At 41.0% G+C, this 21,386-nt stretch carries 23 protein-coding genes; 3 read left to right on the plus strand and 20 right to left on the minus strand.

Annotated features, from left to right (window positions below):
• Nucleotides 1-208 precede the first annotated feature (208 nt).
• The 10 genes from GEZ89_RS00225 to GEZ89_RS00270 form a co-directional block, all read right to left on the minus strand.
• Nucleotides 209-1,873 carry a DAK2 domain-containing protein gene (locus GEZ89_RS00225; protein ID WP_322741459.1) on the minus strand — a complete coding sequence of 555 codons (1,665 nt, stop codon included), beginning with the start codon at nt 1,871-1,873 and terminating at the stop codon, nt 209-211.
• Nucleotides 1,874-1,875: 2 nt separating this feature from the next.
• Entirely contained in the window at nt 1,876-2,241 is a 366-nt protein-coding gene (locus tag GEZ89_RS00230; protein ID WP_000216431.1) for an Asp23/Gls24 family envelope stress response protein, read from the minus strand.
• Nucleotides 2,242-2,391: 150 nt separating this feature from the next.
• Nucleotides 2,392-2,580, minus strand: a complete 189-nt coding sequence (rpmB, locus tag GEZ89_RS00235) for a 50S ribosomal protein L28 (protein ID WP_001140948.1) — start codon at nt 2,578-2,580, stop codon at nt 2,392-2,394.
• A 106-nt stretch (nt 2,581-2,686) separates the two neighbouring features.
• Nucleotides 2,687-3,361, minus strand: coding sequence for a LiaF transmembrane domain-containing protein (locus GEZ89_RS00240; RefSeq protein WP_153224546.1), 675 nt, complete (start codon nt 3,359-3,361; stop codon nt 2,687-2,689).
• 4 nt (nt 3,362-3,365) lie between these two features.
• Complete coding sequence (locus tag GEZ89_RS00245; protein WP_004250544.1) at nt 3,366-3,812, minus strand: LytTR family DNA-binding domain-containing protein; 447 nt, start codon at nt 3,810-3,812, stop codon at nt 3,366-3,368.
• Between the two features lie 118 nt (nt 3,813-3,930).
• Entirely contained in the window at nt 3,931-4,434 is a 504-nt protein-coding gene (locus tag GEZ89_RS00250) for a phosphatase PAP2 family protein (RefSeq protein WP_153224547.1), read from the minus strand.
• Between the two features lie 2 nt (nt 4,435-4,436).
• Nucleotides 4,437-4,793 carry a DUF2200 domain-containing protein gene (locus tag GEZ89_RS00255; RefSeq protein ID WP_153224548.1) on the minus strand — a complete coding sequence of 119 codons (357 nt, stop codon included), beginning with the start codon at nt 4,791-4,793 and terminating at the stop codon, nt 4,437-4,439.
• Nucleotides 4,794-4,857: 64 nt separating this feature from the next.
• On the minus strand, nt 4,858-6,618 hold the full coding sequence (locus tag GEZ89_RS00260; RefSeq protein WP_153224549.1) for an ABC transporter ATP-binding protein: 1,761 nt from the start codon (nt 6,616-6,618) through the stop codon (nt 4,858-4,860).
• The gene (locus GEZ89_RS00265) at nt 6,608-8,377 is read right to left on the minus strand and encodes an ABC transporter ATP-binding protein (protein ID WP_153224550.1); all 1,770 of its coding nucleotides are present in this window, start codon (nt 8,375-8,377) and stop codon (nt 6,608-6,610) included. The genes GEZ89_RS00260 and GEZ89_RS00265 overlap by 11 nt, the downstream gene beginning before the upstream one ends.
• Complete coding sequence (locus GEZ89_RS00270) at nt 8,361-8,822, minus strand: MarR family winged helix-turn-helix transcriptional regulator (RefSeq protein ID WP_153224551.1); 462 nt, start codon at nt 8,820-8,822, stop codon at nt 8,361-8,363. Before GEZ89_RS00270 ends, GEZ89_RS00265 begins: the two co-directional genes overlap by 17 nt.
• A 198-nt stretch (nt 8,823-9,020) precedes the next feature.
• On the opposite strand from GEZ89_RS00270, the gene GEZ89_RS00275 reads away from it, so the two are divergent.
• Nucleotides 9,021-9,680 carry a hypothetical protein gene (locus GEZ89_RS00275; protein WP_153224552.1) on the plus strand — a complete coding sequence of 220 codons (660 nt, stop codon included), beginning with the start codon at nt 9,021-9,023 and terminating at the stop codon, nt 9,678-9,680.
• A gap of 221 nt (nt 9,681-9,901) precedes the next feature.
• On the opposite strand, the gene GEZ89_RS00280 is transcribed toward GEZ89_RS00275, so the two are convergent.
• Both GEZ89_RS00280 and GEZ89_RS00285 read right to left on the minus strand, forming a co-directional pair.
• A complete protein-coding gene (locus tag GEZ89_RS00280; protein ID WP_045762594.1) occupies nt 9,902-10,618 on the minus strand; it encodes a YebC/PmpR family DNA-binding transcriptional regulator in 717 nt (238 codons plus the stop codon).
• A gap of 96 nt (nt 10,619-10,714) precedes the next feature.
• Complete coding sequence (locus GEZ89_RS00285; protein WP_153224553.1) at nt 10,715-12,085, minus strand: MATE family efflux transporter; 1,371 nt, start codon at nt 12,083-12,085, stop codon at nt 10,715-10,717.
• A 108-nt stretch (nt 12,086-12,193) separates the two neighbouring features.
• Between GEZ89_RS00285 and GEZ89_RS00290 the strand changes: the two genes are divergently transcribed.
• The gene (locus GEZ89_RS00290) at nt 12,194-12,748 is read left to right on the plus strand and encodes a GNAT family N-acetyltransferase (RefSeq protein ID WP_153224554.1); all 555 of its coding nucleotides are present in this window, start codon (nt 12,194-12,196) and stop codon (nt 12,746-12,748) included.
• A gap of 589 nt (nt 12,749-13,337) precedes the next feature.
• Here GEZ89_RS00290 and GEZ89_RS00295 read toward each other — a convergent pair.
• The 7 genes from GEZ89_RS00295 to GEZ89_RS00325 form a co-directional block, all read right to left on the minus strand.
• Nucleotides 13,338-13,532: a PspC domain-containing protein gene (locus GEZ89_RS00295; RefSeq protein WP_153224555.1), complete on the minus strand. Its 195-nt coding sequence runs from the start codon at nt 13,530-13,532 to the stop codon at nt 13,338-13,340.
• A gap of 176 nt (nt 13,533-13,708) precedes the next feature.
• Complete coding sequence (gene recA, locus GEZ89_RS00300; RefSeq protein WP_153224556.1) at nt 13,709-14,863, minus strand: recombinase RecA; 1,155 nt, start codon at nt 14,861-14,863, stop codon at nt 13,709-13,711.
• A 41-nt stretch (nt 14,864-14,904) separates the two neighbouring features.
• Entirely contained in the window at nt 14,905-16,173 is a 1,269-nt protein-coding gene (locus GEZ89_RS00305; protein WP_153224557.1) for a competence/damage-inducible protein A, read from the minus strand.
• Between the two features lie 79 nt (nt 16,174-16,252).
• Entirely contained in the window at nt 16,253-17,272 is a 1,020-nt protein-coding gene (gene brpA / locus GEZ89_RS00310) for a biofilm formation/cell division transcriptional regulator BrpA (protein ID WP_153224558.1), read from the minus strand.
• A gap of 4 nt (nt 17,273-17,276) precedes the next feature.
• On the minus strand, nt 17,277-17,798 hold the full coding sequence (locus GEZ89_RS00315) for a GNAT family N-acetyltransferase (RefSeq protein ID WP_153224559.1): 522 nt from the start codon (nt 17,796-17,798) through the stop codon (nt 17,277-17,279).
• A complete protein-coding gene (tsaE, locus tag GEZ89_RS00320; protein ID WP_153224560.1) occupies nt 17,788-18,231 on the minus strand; it encodes a tRNA (adenosine(37)-N6)-threonylcarbamoyltransferase complex ATPase subunit type 1 TsaE in 444 nt (147 codons plus the stop codon). Before tsaE ends, GEZ89_RS00315 begins: the two co-directional genes overlap by 11 nt.
• 85 nt (nt 18,232-18,316) lie before the next feature.
• Nucleotides 18,317-19,738 carry an NCS2 family permease gene (locus GEZ89_RS00325; protein WP_153224561.1) on the minus strand — a complete coding sequence of 474 codons (1,422 nt, stop codon included), beginning with the start codon at nt 19,736-19,738 and terminating at the stop codon, nt 18,317-18,319.
• Between the two features lie 197 nt (nt 19,739-19,935).
• Here GEZ89_RS00325 and GEZ89_RS00330 point away from each other — a divergent pair, with 197 nt between their 5' ends.
• A complete protein-coding gene (locus tag GEZ89_RS00330; RefSeq protein WP_153224562.1) occupies nt 19,936-20,748 on the plus strand; it encodes a Cof-type HAD-IIB family hydrolase in 813 nt (270 codons plus the stop codon).
• A 133-nt stretch (nt 20,749-20,881) separates the two neighbouring features.
• Here GEZ89_RS00330 and GEZ89_RS00335 read toward each other — a convergent pair whose 3' ends face one another.
• Entirely contained in the window at nt 20,882-21,307 is a 426-nt protein-coding gene (locus tag GEZ89_RS00335) for an SP_0198 family lipoprotein (RefSeq protein WP_153224563.1), read from the minus strand.
• Nucleotides 21,308-21,386: the final 79 nt, after the last annotated feature.

A 21,386-nucleotide genomic window follows, 5' to 3' on the forward strand; every position in this document is an offset into this window, starting at 1 on the left:
TGATACATCTAGTATAATTCTTTGAAGGTAGAATCACTAGAAGCTTCTGTCATGAGGAGATATGACAAATGTCATTAAAAATGATGGAACAGAAATTACTAGATTGGATTGATTTTCTAGCACCAATCAGCTACTGGGTCCAAAACTCATTGCAAACCAAAAAGATCGGGAACCTTTGTCCCGACCTCTTTCATTTTCAAGTTAATCTTTATTCCACACTGAAAAGATATGGATATACTGGTTGTTGACCTTGGTGGATTTCTACTTCAACATCTTCGAACTCTTCTACGATTTCTTGGGCGATTTGGTTAGCCAATTCTTCACTTCCATCTTCACCAATATAGAAGGTTACGATTTCACTGTCTTCGTCCAACATATGTTTCAAGGTTTCAGTCAGAGTTTGGTGCATGTCAGGGTTTGATACAAGGATCTTACCATCTACCATACCAAGATTGTCATTTTCGTGAATTTCTAGACCATCGATGGTCGTGTCACGAACGGCTGTTGTTACACTACCACTGACCACATCACCAAGAGCTGCAGTCATGCGTTCTTTGTTTTCTTCGATAGTCTTGCTTGGATCAAAGGCAAGAAGACTAGTCAATCCTTGAGGAAGGGTACGAGCTTCTACCACTACTGCTGGTTGTTCTAAGACTTCAGCTGCAGATTGAGCTGCCATGAAGATGTTTTTGTTGTTTGGCAAGAAGATAATGTTGCGAGCATTGACTTGCTCAACAGCCTTGATAAAGTCTTCTGTCGAAGGGTTCATGGTTTGTCCACCTTCGATAACATAGTCCACACCTTGAGCACGGAAGATGTCTGCCAAGCCTTGTCCAGCTACTACTGCGATAAGAGCATATTCTTTTTCTTCAGCTGGTTTGCTGACTTTAGCTTCTTTTTCCACTTGTGCTTCATGTTGGTTACGCATGTTATCGACTTTAACCTTAACCAAGCTACCATACTTGAGACCTTCTTGCATAACAAGACCTGGATCTTCTGTATGGACGTGAACCTTAACGATTTCATCGTCATTGACAACAAGAAGTGAATCCCCAAGTTCGTTCAAGTAGTTACGGAATTCTTCGTAGTCAAAGTCTTTTGCATAAGTTGGGCCTTGCTTAAGGGCAACCATGATCTCTGTACAGTAACCAAAGGTGATGTCTTCTGTTGCCACATGTCCAGCTACAGACTTGTGGTGTTCAGCATTGATCATTTCACTCATATTCGCTGGAGTGGCAACAAAGTCTTCAGACGCACTGTATTCACCAGTAAGGGCTGAAAGGAAGCCTTCATAGATAAAGACCAAACCTTGACCACCTGAGTCTACAACTCCAACTTCCTTTAATACTGGAAGCATGTCTGGAGTCTTAGCAAGGGCTGTTTTAGCTCCTTCTAAGGCAGCGCGCATAACCTCAATAGCATCGTCTGTCTGCTCGGCTTTTTTCTTAGCACCGATAGCAGCACCACGTGATACAGTCAAGATTGTTCCTTCAACTGGCTTCATAACGGCCTTGTAGGCTACTTCAACACCAGATTGGAAGGCAAGAGCTAGGTCTTTCCCTGTCAACTCTTCTTTTGTCTTGATGGCTTGCGAAAATCCGCGGAAAAGCTGAGAAGTGATAACTCCAGAGTTCCCACGCGCACCCATCAAAAGACCTTTAGCCAAGATACTTGCAGCCTCACCAACAGTTGAAGCTGGTTTGTCTGCTACTTCTTTAGCACCATTTTCGATAGTCATTCCCATGTTTGTTCCTGTATCTCCATCTGGAACTGGGAAGACGTTCAATGAGTTGACATATTCGGCTTGCTTGTTCAAACGAGTAGATGCAGCCTGTACCATTTCTTGAAATAAGCTTGTAGTAATATTTGACACGATTATTCTCCTACAACTTTGATATTTTGAATGTAGACATTCACAGTTTGAGCAGTAATGCCAAGTTGGTTTTCCAAACTAAAACGGACACGCTCTTGGATATTTTTTGAGACTTCACTGATTTTTGTTCCGTAGCTCAACACGGTATATACATCAACTGCAATGCTACCATCTTCGGCCGCTTTTACAACGACACCTTTAGAATAATTTTCCTTCCCAAGGAGGGCTTGGAAATTATCTTTGAGGGCTTTCTTACTTGCCATACCGACCACACCAAAAATCTCAGTTGCTGCACCGCCTACAACGGTAGCAATCACTTCATCTGTTAGTTCGATTTGACCATCTTTTGTATTAATTTTTACAGTCATTTTTTCTACCTCAACTAGTTGATACTCTATTTTATCATATTTCAAGCCAAGTGTAAAAGCAGAATACTGTATCGGCGGATATTTGCTCCTTTGACGAGGCTTTTTGAACTCAGAGCAAAAGAAAAAGACCTGATGGCCTTTTACTCTTTATTAAACGCGTTCTACTTTACCTGATTTCAAAGCACGAGCTGAAGCCCAAACTTTTTTAGGTTTACCATCGATAAGTACAGTAACTTTTTGAAGGTTTGGTTTTACGGCACGTTTTGTTTGGTTCATCGCGTGTGAACGGTTGTTTCCTGATACAGTCTTACGACCTGTAAAGTAACATACTTTAGCCATTTGTGTTTTCCTCCTATTAGATCTAATATAGCGGATGTGCTAGCACCACATACTGTACTATGTTATCACACTTTCTCTTTTTTGGCAAGGGGATTGGAAGATTTTTTTATTTAACGTAAACAACTCCTAGTTTCCCAAAAGCTACATCTCCACGGATAATCAAAGTTTTGCTGGTTGGGGCTAGAGGGGCATCTGCCTTGGCTACTCCACAAAAAGTCTCTACCTTTAGATCTACTCTCCAGTGTTGAGGCACGTAGATAACTGCATTCCCAAATCCGACTTCGATATTCAGAGTAGCGAAATCACCTAACATCTCTGCATTGTCATAATAGATTTTGGCATTCCCAAAACCGACCTCAAACTCATCTTCTACCAATTCTTGGTCTTGCTTGTAAAATGTACCCGCCCCAAAAGCGACTTCCTTGTCTGTCAGAATGGTCTTTTCACCGTCATACCACCATTTTTTCCCATTCCAAGTTCTGTTAGAATGAGTGAGTGCGCTGACACCCATTACGATTAAAATACTTGCCCAGAACAAAGACTGATTGGGAATCGGTAGAATAGCATAAAAATGATTGGCTATCATTAAAGCTACTAAAGCTGTAAAGGAGGCTGAAGTTAAGTGGCGACGCAACAAAGCTTCAACTGATTGATAGGCAAAAAATCCAATACCAATCAAGGGCCAAATGTGCCCTCCTAGAGAAGGAATTCCAAAATTCCCCTGCAATAACACTAAAGCTGCCAATACTAGCAACACAATACCAAATACTTTCTTTTTCATGTTCTTACCTCATGTTTCTTAGATTTTCTTTTAGGAGGGATTGGTAGTGCCGTGACACGTGAACCTCCTTGTGGGTTTGATAAAAGGAAATAGTGCCTGTCCCGGAGAAGGACTTGTCCACCGAGTAGACCTGACGGATATTGGCAATGGTCGACTTGGATACCCGACTGAAATAGCGGGGCAGAATGGACTCCAACTCATAAAGCTTGAGTCGAACCTCGTAGGCTTCTTTCTGGGTATGGGCGTAAATCTTGCTACCTTCCGTCTCAAAGAAGAGGATTTCTGCCAAGTCTAAGTAGTACTCACCCGTCCCCTTGTAAAAGATCAACCTAGGAGCCTTGGTTTCTTGCAAGAGTCGTTGCAAGTCAGCTATCTCATCTGTCAGGGCTGCAGCCTTGATGACAATCTCTGTCTCAGTTAATTCACTATCAATCTCGATTCGTAACTTCATCCTATCTCCTTTCTGCATCTACTATACCAAAGGCCAGAAGACTTTACAAGGGCAAAAAAGCAAGTGGTCACTTTTGACCCGTAAGTGGTTACGAGGCCAAGCCCACTTGCTTTGCTTCTTACAAAATAAAGAAAAGAATTCCCAAAAGGAGGCCACAGGCGTAGCCAACTAAAACATCCTTGGGATAATGAACGCCCCCCAAGACTCGCACAAAACCGAGAAAAGCTGACAAGACCAACAAAACCAACCCCACAGGCAGATTTGCATGCAGGCAAGCCATGGAAATAATGGTTGCCGAAAAGACATGGCGGCTGGGCATTGAATTCCCAGAGCTGTCTTTATCTAGTAGCGGGACAATTTCCCAAGTTTCATAGGGACGTGGTTGATTGATCCACTTACGAACTAGCGTCAATAGGACAAATCCTAAAGCTGGAACTAAAATATAAGCAGAAAGGTCTTTCCCAACCCCTTTACTTACAAAGTTTGTTCCCAACAAGGTCAGGTAAGCTAAGGGCATCAGAACTGTCATCATGCGATTAAAGACTCGCAGCAATTGCAATAGTTGTGGATGACGAAGAAGACTTGATTTCCTCTTCTCGTACCATTCTTGATAGTTTTTCATGTCTATTTCTCATACTTTTCTAGGACCTGCTGGGCTGTTTTCCCCTTAGCAAGCCAGTCCACTAATTTGTCCAGACGACGGATTTCTTGCATCAGAGGATCATCAATTTCCTCAATACGAACACCACAAATTTTTCCTGTTATCGCAATCCGTTCAGGTGCATAAGACGGTGCCTGTCGAAAAAAATCTCCGTAGGTAAGGTCCCTATCCAGACAAGCAAGGATCTCACTCACTTCATACCCTGTCAGCCAACTGGTCACTTGGTGAACGGATTCTGCCCTTCCACCCTTTCGCTCAACCTTTGCAATCAAGGCTGGATAGACCGCAGAAAATTTCATATTGTATAATTTCTGACTCATACATTCCTCTTTCTATTATACCAGTATAAAGAAGAAAAAGAAGGCCGTCAAGCCTTCTTTGGTTTTATTCTTCTACTTCATCTTCTGTAAATTGACTATTGTAGAGGTCAGCATAGAAACCACCCTGAGCCATAAGCTCTTCATGATTGCCTTGCTCAATGATATTTCCATCCTTCATAACCAAAATCAAATCGGCATTACGAATAGTTGACAAGCGATGGGCGATGACAAAGGATGTGCGTCCCTCCATCAAACGGTCCATGGCTTTCTGAATCAACTCCTCTGTACGTGTGTCAACTGAAGATGTCGCTTCATCAAGAATCAAGAGCGGAGCATCCTTGAGAAGGGCACGAGCGATGGTCAAGAGCTGTTTCTGTCCGACTGACAAGGTCACTGTATCATCTAAAACAGTATCGTAACCATCTGGTAGAGTCATGATAAAGTGATGGATTCCGACTGCTTTTGCTGCTTCGATCATTCGTTCATCACTAATCCCTGTTTGGTTGTAGATGAGATTATCACGAATGGTTCCTTCAAAGAGCCAGGTATCCTGCAAGACCATTGAAAAGGCATCGTGCACTTCTGAACGTTTCATCTTCTTGGTATCCACACCATCAATGCGAATGCTTCCCTTATCAATCTCATAGAACTTCATCAAAAGGTTGACAATAGTAGTCTTACCCGCTCCAGTCGGCCCAACAATGGCAACCTTTTGCCCTGCATGAGCTGTCGCAGAAAAATCATGGATGATCGTTTTCTCAGGAGTATAGCCAAAGGCAACTCTGTCAAAGACTACTTCACCCTTCATACCAGTCAATTGTCTTGCCTTATGAGATTCGTCTTCCATCTCAGCTTCGCCTAGAAACTCAAAGACACGGGTCATAGCTGCACTGGCCTGTTGCAAACTTGTAATCCCTTGGGCAATCTGTGATAAGGGTTGTGAGAAGGTACGAACATAAACCATGAAGGCTACGATAATCCCAATACTGATATGGCCTTCAAGAGCCAAGGCAGCACCGACGATAACAACCAAAACATAACTAAAGTTTCCGACAAAGAACATAGCAGGCATCATGATGCCAGAAATAAACTGAGATTTCCAGATACTATCATGTAGATTTTGATTCAATCCTGCGAATGTTTCTTTAGTAGTATCCACAGCATTATAGCTGGTCACAACATTGTGGCCAGAGTACATTTCTTCCACATAACCATTTACAGCTGCTAGGTTATTTTGTTGAGCTTTAAAGTAACCCTGCGACTTGGCCATAATTACGGAAACCGCCGTAAATCCAACAAGGGTTGAAACAACAGTTACCAGTGCCAAAATCCAGTTCATACCAAACATAGTAATCAAAACAGCAATCAGTAAAAAGCTAGCTGAAAGAACTGTCCCAAGGCTTTGGTTAAGAGACTGAGCTGCTGTATCAACGTCATTAGTCACACGAGAAAGGGTGTCCCCTTGAGAATGACGGTCAAAATAAGCAAGTGGCAAGCGATTGATTTTCTCAGCAATAGCTGTCCGCAAACGTTTTGAAAAATGTTGGATACTCGTTGAAAAGATATAGGCTTGCGTATAGTTGAGAATGGCACCAAGCACATACAAAATTGCTAAAAAGCTGGCGATGCTAGACACAGCTACCAAATCGATTTCTGTAGCCAAACCGTCTGAAATCAAGTTGGTGATTTCCTTAATCTTAGTTGGTCCATAAACCGTGATGATGCTTGAACATACAGCCGCCACAACTGCAACTAGTAGAGGAAGTTGGAGACCTGCTAGAAAAGGTTTATATTGTTTCCAAAAGGACATCTTCTTATTTTCCATGTTCCAATTCCTCCTTCGATAGTTGTGAATAGGCAATTTCTTGGCAAACTTCATTAGTAGCAAGAAGTTCTTTGTGGGTGCCTTGTCCCACGACTTTACCCTGATCTAAGACTAAGATTAAGTCTGCATCCATGATGGTTGAGATACGTTGAGCAACGATCAACTTGGTCATAGACTGTGTTTTTTCAGCTAGTTCTTGGCGCAAGATACGGTCTGTCTTGTAGTCCAAGGCTGAGAATGAATCATCAAAAATGAGAATTTCTGGCTTACGAGCCAAGGCGCGTGCAATGGCCAAACGTTGTCTTTGACCTCCTGAGAAGTTAGTCCCACCTTGAGCCACTTCTGAAGCTAGACCTGCTTCCTTATCTTCGATAAAGTTTTTAGACTGGGCCAACTCAAGAGCTTGCCACATAGCAGTCTCGCTTAGCGGAGTTTCTGGACTCTTACCAAAGTCTAGATTCCCCTTGACATCTCCTGAGAAGAGAACAGCTTTTTGTGGAATATAGCCGACTTTATTCCGCAAGTCTTCCAAATCATAATTCTGTACATTGACGCCGTCCACTAGGATTTCCCCATCCGAAACGTCATAAAAACGAGGCAAGAGGTTCACAAGCGTAGATTTACCAGAACCAGTTGAACCGATAAAGGCGACCGTTTGACCAGCTTCTGCCTTGAAGCTGACATGTTCCACAACTGCTTCTGAGTTTTTAGAATAGCGGAAGGTTACATCACGGAATTCTACTTGACCTTGAATAAATGAATCTGCCGTCTGTGGTTGACTAGGATTTTCAATAGAAGAATGCAAATCTAGCACCTGATTGATACGTCCTGCAGAAACCAAGGTACGAGGAAGGACGATAAAGAGAGCTCCCATGAGCAAGAAGCCCATCACGACCTGCATGGCATAAGACATGAAGACCACCATATCACTAAAGAGTGGTAGACGGTCTGTCAGGCTAGCATCATTGATGATATAGGCACCAATCCAATAAATAGCTAGACTCAAGCCGCTCGAAATCGCCATCATAATGGGATTCATAATAGCCATCAATCGATTGACAAAGAGATTGAGACGAGTGACTTCCTCATTGGCTTCTTCAAATTTCTCATCCTGATAATCCTCAGCATTGTAAGCACGAACCACTCGAATCCCTGTCAAGCTTTCACGAGTGATACTATTGAGTTTATCTGTCAATTTCTGGATGACAGATTGTTTTGGAAAGGCTAGAGTCATGAGAACTGTTGTCATCAGAACATTGACGATAACAGCAACCACTACTGCCCAGAGCCAGTATTCAGATTTGCCAAGGATTTTTCCAATGGCCCAGATAGCCATGATAGGACCACGAGTGACCACTTGGAGCCCCATAGTAAAGAGCATTTGAATCTGCGTGATATCATTAGTCGTCCGAGTCAATAGACTGGGGATTGAAAAACGTTTAATTTCTATCTGGGAGTAATCCAAAACACGATTAAAAATATCGCTTCGTAGATGAGCCGTGTAGGATGCTGCAACGCGAGCTGCAAAAAATCCAACTGTGACAGATGATAGGAAGGCCAAGAGTGACAAGCCCATCATGTTCATAGCTGGTGACCAAAGTGCATCCAACTGCGTCCCTGGTGTCCCAAGTAATGCTGTAATTTCTGAAATGTAAGTCGGTACTTCTAACTCTAGATAGACCGAGAAACAGGTAAAGAGTACAGTCAAGAGAATCATTCCCCACTCTTTTCCTGTGATACGCTTAGCGAGTTTCTTCATCTTCCCCTCCTATTTTTTCTACATTGGCTTGTAGTCGTTCCAGAACTTCTTCAAAAATAGCGAGTTTTTCTTCGGAAACACCTTCAAGTAAACTGCGGTCAATTCGATCAAAGAAAGACTTGACCTGCTTCATTTGAGAGCGAGATTTTTCAGTCAAATGAACAAATTTTGCTCGTTTATCACTTGGGCTTGCCTCCAACTCTACCAAACCATTTTGCACCATGCGCTTAACCAAGTTACTCGCAACTGACTTGGTGATATTGAGTTCTTGTTCAATATCCTTAATAAGAGTTAATTCTTGATCCTGCTCACGACGATCTAAAAAACGGAGGACCTGTCCTTGCGGTCCACCCATAAATTCAATACCACAACGCTTGGCTTCCTTTTGCACCATGAGGTGAACCTGATGCCCAAAACGTTTAAAGACCAACATCGGTTTATCCATGCTTTCTCCCTTCTAATTAAAAATAGTTCTCTAGAGAACAATTAAGTTTTCATGAGAACTATTTTATCATTTTCAGAAAAGATGTCAAGAAAAAAAGTTTCTATGAGAACTATTTCGATATAAATTGACAATAGTTGATAATTTATCTATAATAGGCACTAACTTGTCTTATTACACTAGAAATGGGAGAACTTTCAAATGAAACAAGAAGAGTATAAAACCTTAGGAACCCTTGCTGTCATTTTTGGAGCTGGCGCTCTTTTATGTTCTCGGATACCAATTATCCATAGTCTATCCTTTCTCTTTGGATTTGTTGCCTTGATCTTAGGAGTCATCGGTATTGGTCTCAATCTCCAAAATCAAAAAACATTAGCTATGATTGGTTCAAGCTTTGGCCTCATTTCCATTATCATTGTACTGATAAGCCAACTGCTGTTCACTCCTATCTTCGCTGATTTTATAAGAGGCTATCGTAGCTCTTCTAATTATCTCATGGAAGAACCAACCAATGAAGATTGGCCAAATAGTACCATTGATGAATATGAAGAGGAAGAAGAGATCTTTACCTGGACTCAAGAACAGTTTGATGCCTTAATAGAGGGCGACCCTTCCAACCAAGGGCAAGGGGGTACCAACTACAATGACATTATCAGGGAACATGGGATTCCAGATTCTGAAGTAGATTCAAGTGACAGTGATTATGAAACCAAAAGAATCACCTATCTCTCCCTAGGTTCACCTAGTAAGGCAGTTGTTTTAAACTTTGTAAAGCAGAAAAATGGTCAGTTTCTTCTGATTCATAAATTTGCTGTCGGACTGGACCGAAAAGAACAAACTGATTCTGGAGTGAAAGTTTAACATAACTAAAAAGGTACTGGGAATAGCAATCGGTAGGCCAAGCCTCCATTTCTAAATCCCAACACCAGGATATTTCCACAATCCATTGGATTATGGACAATTATAGATTACTAATAACGTTTTGAGCAAAAGAAATCTTTGTCTCTTTCCTGCCCTTTTGTTATCACAAGATAAACAAACCCCTTGAAAACACTGAATTTTCAAAGGGGTTATTTTTATTCTTAGAATCCGTCTACGTTTGTGTAGATTTTTTGTACGTCTTCGTCGTCTTCAAGGACTCCGTAGAGTTTTTCAAATGTTTCCAAATCTTCACCTGACAACTCAACTTCTGATTGAGGAATCATTTCCAATTCAGTTACTTGGAATTCTTCGATACCAGATTCACGCAAAGCCACAATAGCCTTGTGAAGGTCAGTTGGAGCTGTGTAAACAGTGATTGTTCCTTCTTCTGCTTCTACATCGTCTACATCAACATCTGCTTCAAGCAAAAGCTCAAAGATAGCGTCAGCATCTTCACCTGCAAAGACGATAACACCCTTGTTGTCAAAGAGGTAAGATACAGAACCTGAAGCTCCCATGTTTCCACCGTTTTTACCAAAAGCAGCACGAACATTCGCAGCTGTACGGTTGACGTTTGAAGTCAAAGTATCAACGATCAACATAGAACCATTTGGTCCGAATCCTTCGTAACGTCCTTCTGTAAAGGTTTCGTCTGTGTTTCCTTTTGCTTTATCGATTGCTTTATCAATAACGTGTTTTGGTACTTGCGCTTGTTTGGCACGATCGATAACGAATTTCAAAGCAGTGTTTAGTTCTGGATCTGGCTCACCTTTTTTAGCTGCTACATAGATTTCTACACCAAATTTTGCATATACTTTAGAGTTAGCTCCATCTTTAGCCGTTTTCTTAGCTACGATATTGGCCCATTTACGTCCCATTAGGAATCTCCTTTATTCACATTTTAATCTTTCTTATTATAACACAAGTCTATCCGATTTTCACTAGAGGAAACGGATTTTCTTTTGTAAATCAAGCTAGGATTTCCCGCCAGTAGCCAAGAGTTTTTTGCCTTCTTTGATCCATGGATGTTTGGAAAGCGAGAAGTAAAGTTGGGCAGTCATAACTAGCCAGAGAAGAGGCTCACATAGAATCACACCTGTATAACCTGTCCAAGGAATAATCCAAGCCACAAAAATAATTTTCCCAAACAACTCGATAAAGCTTGATACGAGAGGTAGGAACTTTTGACCTAGCCCTTGTAAGCTATTTCTATAGATCAATAAAAGACTCAAAAATGGATAGAATACAGAACTGATGCGTAAGTACAAAGTCCCGTTTTCAATCAGATAACCATCTGTCGAACTTGCTAGGAAAGAAACTAGGCTAGGACTTGCAAAAAATAGAAATACACATGCAAAGCTTGCCCAAGCCATACTGATATAACTCCCTAGTCGAAGACCGTGGACAATGCGATCTGGACGTTTTGCACCAAAGTTTTGAGAGATAAAAGTCGTCATCGATGCTGAGATAGCCGTCATTGGCAATAAGGCAAAGGCCATGATTCGGCGTGCTGCTGTCTGAGCACTGATTATGACTGCTCCAAAACTATTGACAGAGGATTGCAAAATAACACTTCCGACAGAGACGATTGAACCCATCAAGCCCATGGCTAGCCCCTGTTCCAAAAGATCGACATAGAGGGCCTTATTCCATTTAAAATCCTTCAACCTAGGAAGGAGCTCTGGAACACTCTTTCGGATATAGAGATAACAAAGGATAGCTGACAAACCTTGCGAGATAATAGTTGCAAGACCAGCAGATTGAACACCTAACTGCAATTGTGTAATAAAATACAAATCCAGAATCACATTAACGATGGCTGAGAAAATAAGAAAACCAAGCGCAGCAAGACTATCGCCAACAGAGCGTAGCAAACCTGCAAAAAGATTATAAGCAAAGCTCACTCCCACACAGCTAACAATCATGGAGATATATTCATAGGACTGAGGGAGAATTTCTGCAGGTGTTTCTAGGTACTGTAAGAGTGGATAAAGACCAAAAAAGCCCATCAACATGACAAGCACACTCAAGATAATCCCTAAAATCCAAGTTGCTGCGACAGCTTCCTTAATCTTTTCAAAATTACGAGCGCCGTAGAGACGTGCAATAACAACACCCATCCCATTTCCAACACCGAGGGCAAAGCCGATAATCAAATCAAAAATGGCTGTCGTTGCTCCGACTGCCGCCAAGGAATCTTGCCCTAAAAAACGCCCAACAATCAAGATATCAGCCGTATTGTAAAGTTGCTGAAAGATATTGGACAGTAGAATCGGTAATGCAAAACTAATTAGCGCGGGAAGGATGGGACCATGAATCAGGTCCACCGTTGATTTTTTATTCATAAGGCTATTATATCAGCTTTCCAGTAGGGGAACAAGGGAGTTTGGATAAGAAAGCGTTGCCTAGATACAAACAATCTGGTATAATCGTGACAGAAAAGGAGGCCATGTATGAGCTTAACCAGCCAGTTAATTACAGATGTATTCCCAGACCTTAAGAAAGTTGACCAATTAAACAAGGAAGCCTTTCCTGAAGAAGAACGGGTCCCTTTGGAAGAATTTTTAAGTTACCAGGATAGAGATGATGCTCACTTTTTCGCTTTCTATAACGAGGAAGAATTTGTCGGCTTCGCTTTTGCCATTTCCAACCAAAAAGCTTTCTACATTAGCTTTTTTGCCATTATGCCCCATCTCCGTAGTCATGGATACGGGAGAGAAATCATTGAAAAACTCATTGATTTTTACCAACGTACCATGATTCTTGAAGTGGAGCGGTTGGACGAAGATTGTGATAACCTCGAACAACGAAAAGCCCGCATGGACTTCTACCTACAAAACGGCTTCAAAACAGCCAATGCTTTTTTGGAGTACGAAGGTCTTAGTTTTGAGATTCTATATCGTGGCGACCACTTTGATGAAGAAGCCTATCGGAATATCTTCCAAAAATTACAAGAAGAAAATTATTTTGACTTCCACATCGAGTACCGTCGCTTTAGTGAACACTAATCTATACTGCAGTCTTTAACTTCCCAGTAAGAAACTGCAAACTTCTCGACAATGAAAACTCAATCACCTGTGCTACAGGTGATTTTTTTGTGATTCCGAAATCAAATAGCAGAAAGTTTTGCTAAATCCATCAAAATATAGTAGATTGAATCTAGAATAGTGCATTACGACTGCTAAAAATATTTCTAGAAATAAGTTTGACTTTCCTAATCGAATTGTTCATCCCTTATTTCAATCTACTATAGTATTTTCTATTCAATCTGCTACACAACAAAATTATAGTAGATTGAATCTATAATAGTACATCACGACTGCTAAAAATATTTCTAGAAATAAGTTTGATTTTTCTAATCGAATTGTTCATCCCTTATTTGAATCTACTATAGTGTTTTCTATTCAATCTGCTACACAACAAAATTATAGTAGATTGAATCTAGAATAGTACGCTACGAATTCTAAAATATTTCTAGAAATAAGTTTGACTTTCCTAATCGAATTGTTCATCCCTTATTTCAATCCACTATAAATAAGGCTGAAACAATTTTGTTTCAGCCTTATCTTGATTTCTCTTATAAAAATGTCACTAAGTTTACGCTTTTGTTCCAGCTTCTGGCATGATGAGCCAGAGAATGAGATAGGCAAGAATTCCTGATCCACCTAGTAGAGTGAAGAGGACCCAAAGTCCACGAACAAGTGTTGCATCAATATCTAAATAGTCAGCAAGGCCTGCACAAACACCTGCAATTTTTTTATCTTGAACATTGCGAACTAAACGCTTTTCCATACCAACAGTCTCCTTAGCATTACTTTTATTCTCAATTTATTTTTTCATCAAAGTAACCTTTTGGCAAGAGTCTTCCTCATTTATATTGAGAAAACCTATCAATCCTGCTCTCATAACCTTGTTTCTTTATTCTCATATAGCAGAAAAAGTGGGGATTCCTCCGCCACTTTTACTTTTTAATCTTCAATTTCGATTTCAAGATCATCGCCAAGGTCAAGAGTCACTTCTTGATTAGCTACTTCTACTTCGGGAGCCTTTACTTTTTCATCGGCTACTGCATCGTCTTCAATCAAGCCAAACTTGACACGAACTTGGTGGTCAATCTCATCAAAGACTTCTGGATGATCTGCCAAGTATTTCTTTGCATTTTCAGAACCTTGACCAATCTTTTCGTCTTTATAAGAGTACCATGCTCCTGCCTTCTTGATGATGTCAAGATCACTTGCAATCTTCAAAAGCTCACCAGTTCTTGAAATTCCTTCTCCATACATGATTTCAACAAAGGCTTCTTTGAATGGTGGAGCTACCTTGTTTTTAACAACCTTAATCTTGGTTTCCTTACCTACGCTCGTATCTTTTTGATCACCAGTTCCCTTGATTTGTGTGCTTCCACGAACATCCAAACGGACAGAAGCGTAGAATTTAAGGGCACGTCCACCAGGAGTTGTCTCTGGATTACCAAACATAACTCCTACTTTTTCACGCAATTGGTTAATGAAGATAGCAATTGTCTTAGTCTTATTAATAGAAGCTCCAAGTTTACGCATAGCCTGGCTCATCATACGAGCTTGAAGACCAACGTGGCTATCTCCGATATCTCCATCGATTTCCGCACGAGGTACAAGAGCAGCAACTGAGTCGATAACAACAAGGTCAACTGCACCTGAATCAATCAATTTCCCAGCAATTTCAAGACCTTGCTCCCCTGAGTCTGGTTGTGACAAGAGCAATTCGTCAATGTTAACCCCAAGAGCTGCTGCATAGGCTGGGTCAAGCGCGTGCTCCGCATCGATAAAGGCAGCAATTCCGCCTTCTTTTTGGGCTTGCGCTACCGCATGAAGGGCAACCGTTGTCTTACCAGATGATTCTGGACCGTAGATTTCGATGATACGTCCCTTTGGATAACCACCTGATCCGAGTGCAATATCAAGAGCCAAAGAACCTGAGCTCATCACTTGGACCTTTTGCTCTGCACGTTCACCCAAGCGCATGATTGATCCCTTACCGAAATCTTTTTCAATCAATTTAAGGGCATCGTTTAGGGCTTTTTCACGATCAGCACCAAATTTTTTGCCAATTTCGTCTAATTTTTTTGTTGGTTTTTTCGCCATTTTATTCTCCTGTATTCTAATAGTCCTTAGACCTTCTTCTATTATAACAAATCTCCATCACTTAATAAAGCTTTGCGAACTAGGTTAAAGGCATGTAATACTGCAATTTCTCGCACATCTGCACGACTTCTACCTGCGATATTGGCCTGGATAACTTCTGCCCCCGAAGCTTGCGCCAAAGCAATAAAAACTGTACCTGCTGGATGTCCTTCTAGGCTATCTGGTCCAGCCACTCCTGTCAAACTAATGCCAAAATCTGACTGGGTCTTGATTCGCGCCTGTTCAGCCATTTTTTCAGCAGTAAAGGCTGAGACGACTCCGTGTTTTTCCAATTCAGCCTGTGGAATATCAAGCATCTTAGCTTTTTCTTCAAGGCTATAAGTCACAAAACCACCTTTAAAGATAGCAGACACACCTGAGAAATCAGCCAAAGTAGCTTGAAAAAGACCTGCAGTCAAGCTTTCTGCTGCAGTGATAGTTTTCTTTTGCTTTTTCAACTCTTCTACTACCAGACTAGCCAAGCTGGTTTCTTCCCCATAGCCATAGCAAATTTCTCGAAGTGAAACGCCCTCAAAAGTTTCTCTTTCAAGGATTTTTTGTTCTAAAGTATCTAGAACACGATCTGCTTCTTCTTGACTCTTAGCCTTGGTCGATAAGCGAAGGGTCACTTCCCCAGTTTTAGCATAAGGTGCCAAGGTTGGATCCGTCTGCTGGTCAATCAAATCTGATAGAATGGTCACTAGCTGGCTCTCACCAATCCCAAAAAAACGTAGCACACGTGAATAGAGCTTAGATCCCGTTGTCAATCTTGGAAGCAACTCATTTAAGACCATAGGTTTCAATTCACTTGGAGGTCCTGGTAGAACAACGTAGGTTACCCCAGCCACCTCGATCATACCACCGACTGCCAGTCCTGTTTCGTTTGGTAATGGAGTTGAACCTTGAACGATTTGAGCCTGGCGTTCATTATTTGGAGTTCTAGCATAGTCTGGTCGATGAGCAAAAAAGTCATCTAGCTTAGCCTGAGCCTGAGGATCAAAAGTCAAGTCGCGTCCCAAAAATTGGGCCAAAGTTTGCTTGGTCAAATCATCTTCCGTCGGTCCCAAGCCACCTGTTAAAATGACTAGACTACTGCGATTCTGAGCAATTTCTAACAAGGATAAGAGACGAGCCTCGTTATCTCCTACAGCTGTCTGAAAATAGACATCTACACCGATTTCAGCCAATTTTTCAGACAAGAATTGCGCATTGGTATTGACAATCTGACCTGTCAAAATCTCTGTTCCAACAGCTATAATTTCTGCTTTCATTTTTTCCTCCTACTTACCTATTCGGATTTCTTTGAAAAAATCGCAGGATAATTCCTACGATTTGATGGATAGTTTCTTGTTATTCTGACTCCTCAGAAGATGGTGGCAAGTGGCCAAAAAGATTCTCGTACAAGACTATATTGGTCTCCAAATTCGTAACCTCTGGTTGTCCGAGCGAACGGCGTAAAAGATTTTGCATCTCTAGTATATGCTCACCAGAAACGATTTGGTAAGAAATCCCGTCAATCATTTCACCTTCACCACGTAATTGTTGGGTTTCGATATTTTTAAAGGAATCTTGATAACCCATCAACTGAGGAATGGTTGTCGTTGTAATCTCGATATTTGTCTGCATGTTGTCACTAAGAGCCTTCAGAATCTCTTGGTAGTGACTCACACTGTTCAAACTAAGAATTTTCTCGACAACCTTTTGAATCACTTCACGCTGGCGTTTTTGACGACCATAGTCCCCTTCAGGATCCTGATAACGCATGCGTGAATAAACAAGGGCTTCTTCACCATTGAGGGTTTGCTCACCGACTCCAATCGAAATCGTATTAAAAGGTTCCTGATCTTGAATAGAAATTGGGAAGCCGAGAGTGTTGTTGACTGTAATACCACCTACAGCATCAACCATTCTTTGAAGGCCATGCATATTGACCATCACATAACGGTCGATATGAATGTTCATCATCTTTTGAATCGTTGAAATAGACAACTCTGCTCCGCCATCAGCATAGGCAGCATTGAGTTTCGCTTCTCTAACACTACCATCTGGTTGCTGGATTTGTGTGAGAATATCACGCTCCAAACTCATCATGACCGTCTTCTTAGTTTTAGGATTCACTGTCACTAAGATCATTGAATCACTATTCCCAGCCCATGGGTCTGTACGTTCAACATTTCCTGTATCCACGCCCATAAGCAAAATCGTCAGAGGTTCGGTCGCTTCAATTACCTTGGTTTCTTCACCGATTTTTTTATAGGTTTTAGCTAAAGTTTGCGTACTTTGCTGATAAATTGTATAGGCATAGGCACCTACACCTAGCACAGTCACAAGGACCAAACCCAAAAACATTCCAATTATTTTTTTTACCATACTCTTATTCGTCTATCAGTTGACCCATTAGGTAAACATCTAGAAACTCTCCTCCTTCTATACAAGCACCACGTTCCTGTAATCCTTCTATGATAAAGCCCATTTTTTCATACAGATGCACCGCGGCAAGATTTCTTTTTTGAACTGTCAATTGTAACCGTCGAATACTACCACTTGATTTGGCCCATTCAATAGTTTCTTCCATCAAGATACTACCGAGACCATTTCCCCAGTAAGCTTTTTTTATTCCTAAAAAAACATCTCCAATATGACTGACTCGCGGACGTTGATCAGCTGTTGTATTGATGATTCCTACTAACTCATCATTCAAAAAAGCGAGTAGGGTAATTTGATTATCCGACTGGGCCTGCTTATCCAAAAAATGTTGCATCTCAGACTCACTCATTGCAATCCCATTTTCATCCAGACTGGTAAAATTAGACTCTTGACCAATTTGATCTAAGAGAGCAATGACCGCTGAAGCATCCTGGATTTCCGCTTCACGGATTAAAAGATCATACTCCATCCGTCAATCCTTTCAAAAGTTCTGTCGCTCTTTGGCCATGAGCATGAAAGACGATTTCTCGGCCCTCATCTTTTTTAAGGATTTCTAACTCCAGATAATCTGATGGAAGATTTTCCCCCAATAGATGTCCCCACTCAATAACCGTTACACCTGAACCAAAAAGAAATTCATCCAAGTCGATAGAATCTGCATCCCCTTCGATGCGATAAACATCTAAGTGATATAAGGGTAGACGTCCCTCATATTCTCGAACAATGGTATAAGTAGGACTTTTAATCATTTGATGAATGTCTAATCCCTTAGCCAGACCCTTTGTTAGCGTTGTTTTCCCAGCACCTAATTCACCAGTCAAAATCAACACATCATTTCTTTCTAACAAATGCCCTAGGTCTTCCCCAAGTGCAATCAACTCATCTTCATTTTTTGTGTACATGTACTTATTATACCAAAAAGTTTTATTTTGTGATATTTCCATCAACAAAAAAAGAGGAGACTCCCCTCTTTTTTTGTTTTTGTCATTAGTTAAGAGCCATACTGATGTAATTCAAGATAAACAAGGCATCCAAAATCCAAATCATGACATGCACATCTTTCACTTGACCTTTGACAACCTTCGTCAAAGTATAAGTTAAGAAACCAACGGCAATCCCTTGTGTGATTGAGTAACTGAATCCCATAAAGATAGATGTGAAGAAAGCTGGAACAGCTTCAGCCATATCATCCCAAGGAATATTTTTCAAGTTAGAGAGCATCATAATTCCGACAATAATCAAAATTGGTGCAGTTGCAGCTGTTGGAACGATTGCTAGAAGTGGGCTAAAGAAGCTTGATAGGGCAAAACAGATGGCAACAACCAAAGCTGTCAAACCAGTACGTCCACCAGCACCGATACCAGCTGCAGACTCAACATAAGTTGTAACGTTTGAAGTACCTGCAATAGCACCTACTGAAGTTGCCACCAAGTCAGAGTAAAGAGCCTTATCCAATTTAGCTGACTCATGGTTTTCACCACTTGTTGCAATGATACCAACTTTTTCACCAGTACCGATAAGAGTACCGATAGTATCAAAAATATCTGTCAATGAGAAGGCAAGAATGGCCATCAAGGTTTCTGGCAAACGAGAGGTGTTTGAAATCAGAGATCCCAATCCTTCTGAACCAAGAGCAGCACCAAACAAGGTTCCTAGATCGTTAACTGCTGATGAAAGATTATTGCTTGCAAAGTCAATGCTAGACAAATCAACAAGACCAACAGCAATCGCAAGAACTGTCGTTGTCAAAATAGAAAGGATGATACCACCTTTGATCCCCTTAACAACGAAGAAGATAGTAATGGCAATACCTGCAAGAGCTACCAAGACAGCTGGCGTGTTGAAGTCTACCAATCCTGGAACAGCTGCTGAGTTTGCAGTAAGTGCTGCTTGAGCCTTATCTGCTCCTTCACCTGCTACTGTATAAGTACCTGGGTCAATCGAGAATTTCAAGAGACCAGCATTCTTAATCCCAACATAAGCAAGGAAAACCCCAATACCTGCTGAAATCGCTGAACGAAGTGTTGTAGGAATAGACTCAATGATCATTTTACGAACATTGGTCAATGTAATAATCAGTGAAATAACTCCACAGATGAAGACCATCCCAAGAGCTTCTTTCCAAGTGTAGCCCATCCCAAATACAACTGTAAATGTAAAGAAGGCGTTAAGTCCCATACCTGGAGCTTGTGCATATGGCAAGTTAGCATAGAAGGCCATCATCAAAGTTCCCACAACAGAACCGATGATTGTTGCCAAGAATACACCCTGAACAGGCATTCCTGTTTGTGAAAGCATTTGAGGGTTTACAAAGAGAATATAACTCATTGCAAAGAAAGTTGTTAAACCAGCAAGAACCTCTGTACGGACGTCTGTCCCGTGCTCTTTTAGTTTAAATAGTTTGTCCATTTTTAATCTCCTTTGTCATTTTACGAACAATAGAACCATTATATCATCAATCATTCACCTTTTCAAGGTGTTTTTTTAAAAAATTAAAAAACACTAATAGATATTGTTCTCCCGCATTTCACTTAGAGTCAGCTTTTCTCTCCGCTTTTTGATATAATAGAAAACATCTTATCTGAAACTAGATTCGGGAGGATCTTATGACCCAAAAAATGATTGCCGTCGACTTGGACGGAACCTTACTTAATGGCGAAAGCAAATTATCGGATTTTACCAAGGATACTATCAAACAAATATCTAAAAAGGGCCACCATGTCGTGATTGCAACAGGTCGCCCTTATCGTATGGCTAAAGATTTTTATGACCAGCTTGAACTTGAAACGCCTATGATCAATTTCAATGGTTCACTCACTCACTTGCCTGGTAAGGTTTGGGAGCATGAAAAATGCCTGACTGTTGATAAAAAGTATCTCTTAGATATGGTTCAACGAAAAGAGGAAATCGAGGCCGACTTTATCGCAGGTGAATACCGTAAAAAGTTTTACATTACAGCTCCAGACAAGGACATTGCCGACCCTAGGCTATTTGGTGTTGAAAACTTCAGACCTGAAAATCAGTTTAATTCTGAACTTGTCACCAAGGATCCTAACTGCATTTTATTGCAGACTCGCGCAAGTGACAAATATGCCCTAGCAGAAGAGATGAATCAGTTTTACAAGCACCAACTCAATATTAACACTTGGGGTGGTCCTTTAAACATCCTCGAATGTACACCCAAAGGAGTTCACAAGGCCTTTGCCCTTGAATATCTTCTCAATGTCATGAATATAGACAAACAGAATTTAATTGCCTTTGGCGACGAACACAATGACCAAGAAATGCTTTCCTTTGCAGGCAAAGGATATGCTATGAAAAATGCTAATCCTGCTCTACTTCCTTTCGCTGACCAACAGTTGCCACTAACCAACGAGGAAGATGGAGTCGCTCACTTTTTACAGGAACACTTCCTTTAACACCATCCGTTCTGTACTTTTTGGGTAGAACTTAACTACCTTAAAAGTATGGAATTTTTTAATCACCAGAAATTGATGGAAGAAAAAGGACTTGAATCTGGTTAATTTAGATTCAAATCCCTACAAATAATGTTTATTTCTTTAACACGATACGGTCTGAAATCTCACGATCCATATCATCAATGATAATCTGGTTTTCTTCTGCTACATAAACCTTGATATCGTCTCCAACAAAGACTCTCTGGTTTTCTGGTTCGAAGGTTACCTTTTTAATTTCCTGATCACTATCAGGCTCTACTTCCGTCCATGTTCCAGTATTTCCAGTAACGACCAAGATAACGGTGTCCCCATCATCTTGTCCCGTATAGGTTCCATCAATATTAGTTACTGAACTAGCTGTTGAACTAGAAGCTGACGTTTCCGATTTCTGACTAGTGCTCGCTTCTGCACTAGTGCTTACTTGAGAGGAAGGAGTTGACTGCGCTTTTGGGGAGCAAGCAGCTAAGAGACTAAGACTTGCCAAAGCAGCAAGAGAAAGTGTGAATTTTTTTAGTGACATAGGATCTCCTTTCTTTTAACAACTATGAAGCAGCATAATACTGCTGAGCCATTTCACCTCTACTATATTAAATAAAGAG

This window comes from Streptococcus mitis, assembly GCF_009496285.1.
GTDB lineage: Bacteria > Bacillota > Bacilli > Lactobacillales > Streptococcaceae > Streptococcus > Streptococcus mitis_BP.